At 45.7% G+C, this 8,539-nt stretch carries 5 protein-coding genes and 1 pseudogene; 3 read left to right on the top strand and 3 right to left on the bottom strand.

Going from position 1 to position 8,539, the window contains the following annotated elements; genetic code table 11:
* Both ABUA47_RS00160 and ABUA47_RS00165 read right to left on the bottom strand, forming a co-directional pair.
* Positions 1–123, bottom strand: a pseudogene (locus ABUA47_RS00160) (Crp/Fnr family transcriptional regulator); the annotation flags it as partial.
* A 185-nt stretch (positions 124–308) separates the two neighbouring features.
* Positions 309–2,498 (bottom strand): glutamine synthetase III, encoded by a 2,190-nt coding sequence (locus ABUA47_RS00165; protein WP_005832915.1) that lies wholly within the window; start codon positions 2,496–2,498, stop codon positions 309–311.
* A gap of 416 nt (positions 2,499–2,914) precedes the next feature.
* On the opposite strand from ABUA47_RS00165, the gene ABUA47_RS00170 reads away from it, so the two are divergent.
* On the top strand, positions 2,915–5,236 hold the full coding sequence (locus ABUA47_RS00170; protein WP_035449027.1) for a DUF5686 family protein: 2,322 nt from the start codon (positions 2,915–2,917) through the stop codon (positions 5,234–5,236).
* 159 nt (positions 5,237–5,395) lie between these two features.
* Positions 5,396–6,226: a type II pantothenate kinase gene (gene coaW, locus ABUA47_RS00175; protein WP_008665214.1), complete on the top strand. Its 831-nt coding sequence runs from the start codon at positions 5,396–5,398 to the stop codon at positions 6,224–6,226.
* A gap of 3 nt (positions 6,227–6,229) precedes the next feature.
* Here coaW and ABUA47_RS00180 read toward each other — a convergent pair whose 3' ends face one another.
* Positions 6,230–7,051, bottom strand: coding sequence for an alpha/beta hydrolase (locus ABUA47_RS00180; protein WP_005832910.1), 822 nt, complete (start codon positions 7,049–7,051; stop codon positions 6,230–6,232).
* 196 nt (positions 7,052–7,247) lie between these two features.
* On the opposite strand from ABUA47_RS00180, the gene rpsA reads away from it, so the two are divergent.
* The coding region (gene rpsA, locus ABUA47_RS00185; RefSeq protein ID WP_349831366.1) for a 30S ribosomal protein S1 at positions 7,248–8,539 on the top strand (1,292 nt) is incomplete at its 3' end.

An 8,539-nucleotide genomic window follows, 5' to 3' on the forward strand; every position in this document is an offset into this window, starting at 1 on the left:
TTTTGTGTAGTTCTGGAGTGAGAATTGGTTGGCGCGCAATTCCCGTTGTTCGTCATTCAAGGGAGACCATATATCTGCAATCAACTCCGGAACATTAATATCAGACAAGTTTACTTTTACCATAACTGCTGCAAAACTGTGTTATACAGCACAAATGTAAAAAGAAAAAATTAAATATTGCACAAATGTGACAAAAAGATGTATGTCAATGTGCTAATGTGGCAATATGCCAATGTGCTAATTGGCTGCGCTATGCTTATGTTGTGTTCTCACGCCGCAGGTCATTAGCACATTGGCATATTGCCACATTATTTTGTAAACAGCAGCTCCCTATATTTCGGAAGCGGCCAGATTTCATCATCAATTTCCATCTCAAGGTGGTCGATGTGGTCACGGATACTTTCCAGATAAGGGCGTACGGTTTCTTCGTAAGCGAAAGCCTTGTCTTTGTAGTTATCCATGTGGTTGGCTACTTTGCGGGCTTCGGTCATTTCGCGTACTTGTACCTTGATGGCTGTTACGCGCTTGGAAATTTCGCGTACAAGCTCTTTCCGGTCGGCACTGAGGACTTCGTATTCTTCGGGAGAGAAGGTCTCGCGCAGGCCACGGAGATTTTCCAGCAGACGGTTTTGGTAGATAACGGCAGTCGGTACGATGTGGTTGATGGCAAGGTCGCCCAGCACACGGCTTTCTATCTGTACCTTCATGGTGTATTTCTCCAGTTCTACTTCCAGGCGGCAGGCAAGCTCCGTTTCGTTGAAGATACGTTCGCCGATGAGTACGGAACGGGACTGGTTATCCATGTAGTGCATCAGGGCTTCGGGAACGTGGCAGATGTTGGTCAGCCCACGGCGGGCGGCTTCCTGCTTCCATTGTTCGGAGTAGCCGTCACCCTCAAAGCGGATAGGCTCGGAGGCGATGATGGTCTCTTTCATAATGCGGAAGATGGCTTCATCCTTGCCGACTCCTTCTTCCATCAGTTTGTCGATGGAGACTTTGAATTCGTTCAACTGGTTTGCCATAGCTGCATTGATGGCAATCATGGCGGCGGCACAGTTGGCGGACGAACCTGCGGCACGGAACTCAAAGCGGTTGCCGGTAAAGGCGAATGGAGAAGTACGGTTACGGTCGGTGGTATCCAGTAATATTTCGGGAATACGTCCGATGCCTAATTTCAGTGTTGTCTTTTCTTCCGATGTCATCTTGCTGCTGCTTATCTGGCGAGCTATCTCGTCGAGGATGGAAGACAGCTGTTTGCCCAGGAAGATGGACAGAATGGCGGGAGGTGCTTCATTGGCTCCCAGACGGTGGCTGTTTCCGGCACTCATGATGGAGGCGCGCAGCAAGTTCTGGTTTTTGTATACCATCATCAGTACGTTTACCAGGAAGGTAAGGAACAGCATGTTTCCTTTCGGATTCTTGCCCGGTGCAAACAAATTGATACCCGTATCGGTGCAAAGCGACCAGTTGTTGTGCTTGCCGGAGCCGTTCACGCCGTTGTAGGGTTTTTCGTGAAGCAGTACGGCGAAGTGATGCTTGCGTGCGATGCGTTTCATCAGATCCATCACAAGCTGGTTGTGGTCGTTGGCAAGGTTGGCATTCTCAAAGATAGGCGCCAGCTCAAACTGGTTGGGAGCTACTTCGTTATGGCGGGTCTTGACCGGGATACCCAGTTTGTGACATTCGATTTCCAGTTCTTTCATAAAAGCTGTGACACGTGGGGGGATGGAGCCGAAATAGTGGTCCTCCAGCTGCTGGTCTTTGGCCGAGGAGTGTCCCATCAGGGTACGTCCGGTCAGACAAAGGTCCGGGCGGGCATTGTACAGTGCCGAGTCGACGAGGAAATATTCTTGTTCCCAGCCTAAATTGGTATAAACGCGTGTGATATTCTTGTCGAACAACTGGCATACGTCTGTCGCTGCTTTGTCTACGGCTGCCAAGGCTTTGAGCAATGGAGTCTTGTAGTCGAGCGCTTCGCCGGTATAAGAGATGAAGATAGTGGGGATGCAAAGTGTGGTATCTACCACAAAGGCAGGTGAGGAAACATCCCAAGCAGTATATCCTCGTGCTTCGAATGTGTTTCTGATACCCCCGTTGGGGAAAGAGGATGCATCCGGTTCCTGCTGGATGAGCAGTTTGCCGGAAAAACGTTCAATCACTTCCGTTCCTTCTCCGAATTCGATGAAGCCGTCATGTTTCTCGGCTGTTCCGTCCGTCAGAGGCTGGAACCAGTGCGTGTAGTGGGTGACGTTGAGGGACTTTGCCCAACTTTTCATGCCGTTGGCAATCAGGTCTGCCATTTCGCGGTTGATGGGAGTGCCTTTTTCGATGGCGTCGGTCACGGCTTTGTAGGCTTCACGAGGCAGGTATTCCTGCATTTTCTTACGGTCGAAGACATGGCTGCCGTAGTAGTCGGACAGTTTGTTTGAAGGGGTGGTCACTTCAAGAGGTTGCCGATTGGCAAGTTCTTGCAAAGCAAAAAATCGCATTTTTGACATATAAGTCTCTCCTTTTATTGGTTGTTGGGCGCAAAAATACATGTTTTTTCTGAACTACCCCCTCTTTTTTAGGGGGTATTCTCGAAAATATTAGTGTTTTTTGAGAATAGACCCCCTAAAAAAGTCTGCTTGTTATGGAAAAACGACCAAAAGCTTGCGTTTGTTACATGCCATGATTAGTAATCTTTCCGCATCACGATTAGTAATCTTAGTGCGTCGTGATTAGTAATTTTCATGTGTCACAATTACGAATCATTCTGTACATGACACTTGTGGCACCCTTTTTATAACAATTAATATAGGTTCGTATTTATCTCGCACAAACTATGTGTGCTTGTGTATTATTGTCTCTCGCGCGTAACATATGTTTTATAATAAAGGGTGTCACAAGTGTCATTCCTGCTTCTTTATGGAACATGTTTTTGCATTACACAAATTCTTCCGTATATTTGTCCCGATTCTATAAGGAGAAATTGCGGTTGAAACGTTTGTTGTTTATATGGATTTGGATTTGCTTCTTGTTTTCTTTTGTACAGAAGGCAGGGGCGGAGCGTGTATCTTATCCGGTTGACAAACATGTGAGTTCGGCAGACTCCATCATGGAGAAAGTCATCTTCTTTGCCCCCCTTTATGAACGTATTATTGAAAGTTACAAGGCTGAGCTTTACATAAAGGGCTGGGTGAATATCCGTAAGAAGAATCATATTCTCCGCTACATCCCTTCCATGTTCCGGCCCAAGAAAGGGGTGCGGGAATATATGATGGAAACTTATAGCGATTTGCATTTTACTGCTCCCGACATCTATGACCAGAAGGTAAAGGCAAGTGTCGGTACTGCTTCCGAGTTTTGGGAAATGGACGGACGGCTGCCGGAATATTTTCACATCAACATCTATTCTTCTACCTTATTATATGACAAACTACTCTCTCCTTTAGCACCCAATGCCAAAAAATATTATACCTATCGGATTGATACGGTGATGGGGGAACGGCATGCCCTTCAGTATAAAATCCGTTTTATGCCAAAAAGCAAAAGCTTTCAGCTGGTGGGCGGTTATCTGATTGTGAGTGATAACGTGTGGAGTGTACGCGAGATGCGTTTTTCCGGACGTAATGAGATGGTGCGGTTCAATAATCTGGTGAAGATGGGTAATGTGGGCGATTCGGACGAATTTCTTCCGTTGCAGTATGATGTGGATGCAACGTTTCGTTTTTTGGGAAATGTGGTAGATGGCACTTATGAAGCTGTACTCGATTATAAGAACATCATTCAGAAAACTTCTGGCAGTGATATACGGAGGTCGGTGAAGAAAAGTAAATATGACTTGTCCGATTCATACACGTTGCGTACTGATACGAATGCTTATCTACGTGATACTGCTTACTTTAAAACTTTGCGTCCCATTCCTTTGACTCCGCATGAGGAGACACTGTATCAGGATTTCTTCTTGCGTCGGGATACGCTCGCCCGGAAAAAGAAACCGGTGAATAAGAACTTGGAGTTTTGGGGGCAGATTGGAGATGCATTGATCAGTCGCTATACGGTAGACCTTGATAAATTGGGGAGTGTGCGCTGTTCACCACTAATCAATCCTTTTCTTTTGAGCTATAGCGGCAAGCATGGAATTTCGTATCGGCAGGAGTTCAAGTACAACCGTATTTTTACCGGTGATCGCCTGCTGCGCATCGTTCCCCGGATAGGTTATAATTTTAAGGAAAAAGAGTTTTACTGGAGGGTGAGGTCCGATTTTGATTATTGGCCCCGTAAGCGTGCAGCATTGCATCTGGAGTTTGGTAACGGTAACCGGATTTACAGCAGTGATGTGCTGGACGACCTGAAAGCCATCCCCGACAGTATTTTTGACTTCAACCAGATACACTTGGATTATTTCAAGGATTTGTATCTGAATCTGCGTCATAGCTGGGAAATAGTAAACGGTCTGTCGCTGGAAGTGGGTGTATCCATGCACAGACGTACGGAAGTGAACCGCTCCCGGTTTGAACTGAACTACCCGAGCATGCCGCCTACCAAGTCGGCCACCCGTGCCGGTTCCGGAGGTTCATCCTTCTTTCCGAATTTTGACCCGAATATCCTGAACAAGTTCCGCCATACCTATAATAGTTTTGCTCCCCGCGTCTGCCTCACCTGGACTCCGGGACAATACTATTATATGAATGGCGACCGTAAAGTAAATCTTCATTCCAAGTATCCTTCCATCTCAGTAGATTGGGAGCGGGGACTCAGTGGAGTGTTGCAGAGCAGTGGTTCGTACGAGCGTGTAGAGATTGATTTGCAGCATCAGGTTTCTTTGGGCTTGATGCGTGATATTTATTGGCGTTTTGGTTGGGGAGAGTTTACCAATCAGAAGGAACTGTACTTTGTGGACTTTGCCAATTTGCGGCGTTCCAATCTTCCTATGGGTTGGAGTGATGATATTGGCGGGGTGTTCCAGTTGCTGGACGGCCGCTGGTATAACTCTTCCCGTAAATATATCCGCGGACACCTTACCTATGAAGCGCCTTTCCTCCTGCTCCGCCATCTGATGAAATATACCCAATATGTATTGAATGAACGTCTGTATCTGAATGCATTGGTGGTTCCTCACTTGAAACCTTATCTGGAAGTAGGGTATGGCATTGGTACACATATATTTGACTTTGGCTTGTTTGCCAGCTTTGCAAACTGGAAGTATCAGGAAATAGGTTGCAAATTTACCTTCGAACTGTTTAACAGATAGCAATGTGGTAATGTGATTAATGTGCCAATGTGTCAATGACCAGGACGTGATGGCGTAGCATAAACATAGCGCAGCCAATTAGCATATTGGCACATTATCACATTAATCAATTGTCAATTATTGATTCTTTTGTAACTTTGCTGCAAATTACTTGGAGCTATGGGTATAGTAATAGGAATAGATGTGGGTGGAAGTACCACGAAAATCGTTGGAATCAATGGAGAACAGATACAGTCTCCAATGTTTATTACGGCTACCGACCCGGTGACTTCCTTATTCGGAGCATTCGGTAAGTATATTTATGACAATGGTATACAGCTGGCCGATGTGGAGCAGGTGATGCTGACGGGAGTGGGAAGCGCATTTGTCAACAGCCCTCTATATGGACTGCCTACTCGCAAAACGGATGAGTTTATTGCCAATGGTTTGGGAGCTAGACATGCAACGGATATAGACCAACTGATTGTAGTCAGCATGGGTACCGGCACTTCTTTTGTGAAAATAGACGGAGACAAGGTGCAGCATATTGGCGGCTTGGGGATTGGTGGAGGTACCTTGCAGGGATTATCGAGGTTGCTGTTGAAAACTCATGATATTCATCAGGTGTCCGAGTTGGCTGAGAAAGGGGATGTAACTCGTGTCAACTTGCAGATAGGTGATATTTGCAACACTGCTTTGCCTGACTTGCCAGTGAGTGCTACCGCCTCTCTTTTCGGGAAAGCAGATAGCAATGCTTCTCAAGAAGATATTGCCTGCGGTATAATTTATACGGTACTTCAAACCATTGGAGGAGCTGCTGTACTGTCAGCTTTGAACAGTCCTATCAAGGATTTCGTTCTGATAGGGAATCTCACCCAACTGCCCCAGTGCCGGGAGGTGTTTTCTAAAATGGAAGCCATCTATCATGTACATTTTCATATACCGCCCTATGCTGAATATAGAACAGCAATAGGAGCGGCATTGGCATACGTAAAAGAAAGGCAAGGGTAGTGGTTACTTCTTGCCTGCCTTCTTCATATAGCTGTTTATCAAGGTACATGCGGGAGCGGCCACCGTACCGTGGTCAAATCCCTCCATCTGATAGAGGGTGGTTTTTTGTCCCAGTGCTTTGAGGAGGGCATATAAATGGGCGTTTTCCTCATAGCGTGCCAGCATCTCCAACTCTTTGTCGCCAGTGATAAGTATCATGGGTGAAGCGTCTTTTCTTACGTTATTGGAAGGAGCATATTTATCTATAATCGGAGTGTCGGAAGGCAGCCCGCGTTCTTTGCGGATGGTATAATGAGTGGTGGTCTGTCCGCTGATGGGGAAAGCGCCTGCCAGGCTGTTGGCATCAATATTCCACTTTGCCAGGTAACTCTTGTCCAGATTGAGCATCAGACAGAGATAACCACCGGCTGAATGACCGGCTATGTATATTTTGTCTTTGTCTCCTCCGAATTCTTCTATATTCTCGAAAGTCCAAGCAACGGCCTCTGCGGCATCTTCCGTGTAGGCAGGATTTTGGGCACGCGGGCTGAGTCGGTAGTTTACGGCTATCACGGCGTAGCCTTGCTCCAGGAACTCCTTCGGAAAATGTTTTTCTCCGGCTTCCAGTCCTCCGCCGTGGAACCAGATAAGGGTGGCAAATCCTTTTTTATCAGTAGGATAATGGAGGTCGAGCTTGCAACGCTCCAGCTTATAACTGTCTTTTTCGCCGGGATGAAGATAGGAAATGTTCTTTTGCGTACGGTAGTTGTTGTCCGTTGTCTGATTTTGGCTATAACATAATAATGTATAGCAAATGATGGAAATGCATGCGATTATCTTTTTCATGATAAATTATTGAGATTATGTATAAATGAAACGATGCAAAGGTAACATTTTTTTTATTCTTTAATTGATTATTCCACTGCTGTTTTGAATGCTTTTTGTTTTGTAGTTCAAGAAAATACTTCTATCTTTGCGCCCGATTTATAATGAGTCAACATAAAGTCTCACTTAATTAACGAGTTAAACAATTTATTTATTAATGGAAAATTTAAAGAATGTAGTTCCTATTGAAGACTTCAACTGGGATGCTTATGAGAACGGCGAATCAGTAGCCAGTGCAAGCCACGAAGAACTGGAAAAGGCGTATGACAATACGTTGAACAAGGTTAACGACCGCGAGGTAGTTGATGGAACCGTAATCGCAATGAACAAGCGTGAAGTAGTTGTGAACATCGGTTACAAATCAGACGGTATCATTCCGATGAGTGAATTCCGTTACAATCCTGAACTGAAGGTTGGTGATACTGTTGAGGTATACATCGAAAATCAGGAAGACAAGAAAGGACAGCTCGTTCTGTCTCACCGTAAAGCTCGTGCTACCCGTTCTTGGGATCGCGTAAACGCAGCTTTGGAAAACGAAGAAATTATCAAGGGTTACATCAAGTGCCGCACAAAGGGTGGTATGATTGTAGACGTATTCGGCATCGAAGCTTTCTTGCCGGGTTCTCAAATCGACGTGAAGCCTATCCGCGACTACGATGTATTCGTTGGCAAAACTATGGAATTCAAGGTTGTTAAGATCAACCAGGAATTCAAGAATGTGGTTGTTTCCCACAAGGCTCTTATCGAAGCCGAACTGGAACAACAGAAGAAGGAAATCATCGGTAAACTCGAAAAAGGACAAGTTCTCGAAGGTACCGTTAAGAATATCACTTCCTATGGTGTATTTATCGACTTGGGTGGCGTAGATGGTTTGATTCACATTACAGACCTTTCTTGGGGCCGTGTTAGCGATCCGAAAGAAGTGGTTGAACTCGACCAGAAACTCAACGTCGTTATCCTTGACTTCGATGATGAGAAGAAGCGTATCGCTCTCGGCTTGAAGCAACTCACTCCGCATCCTTGGGATGCACTGGATGCTAACCTGAAGGTTGGCGACCACGTGAAGGGTAAAGTTGTAGTTATGGCTGACTACGGTGCATTCATCGAAATCGCTCCGGGTGTTGAAGGTCTGATTCACGTATCTGAAATGTCTTGGTCACAGCACTTGCGTTCTGCACAAGACTTCATGAAGGTAGGTGACGAAGTTGAGGCAGTAGTCCTGACTTTGGACCGCGAAGAGCGTAAGATGTCTTTGGGTATCAAGCAGCTGAAGTCTGATCCTTGGGAAACTATCGAAGAGAAGTATCCTATCGGCAGCAAGCACACTGCAAAAGTTCGCAACTTCACTAACTTCGGCGTATTCGTTGAAATCGAAGAAGGTGTTGACGGCTTGATTCACATCTCTGACCTGTCTTGGACGAAGAAGGTTAAACATCCGTCTGAATTCAC

Source organism: Bacteroides sp. RTP31139st1_H2_RTP31139_211217, from assembly GCF_040227615.1.
Lineage (GTDB): Bacteria > Bacteroidota > Bacteroidia > Bacteroidales > Bacteroidaceae > Bacteroides > Bacteroides uniformis.

Coding starts and splice junctions, on each gene's coding strand:
- ABUA47_RS00170 (WP_035449027.1), top strand. CDS start 2,915: ATGTTTTTGCATTACACAAATTCTTCCGTATATTTGTCCCGATTCTAT.
- ABUA47_RS00180 (WP_005832910.1), bottom strand. CDS start 7,051: ATGAAAAAGATAATCGCATGCATTTCCATCATTTGCTATACATTATTA.
- coaW (WP_008665214.1), top strand. CDS start 5,396: ATGGGTATAGTAATAGGAATAGATGTGGGTGGAAGTACCACGAAAATC.
- ABUA47_RS00165 (WP_005832915.1), bottom strand. CDS start 2,498: ATGTCAAAAATGCGATTTTTTGCTTTGCAAGAACTTGCCAATCGGCAA.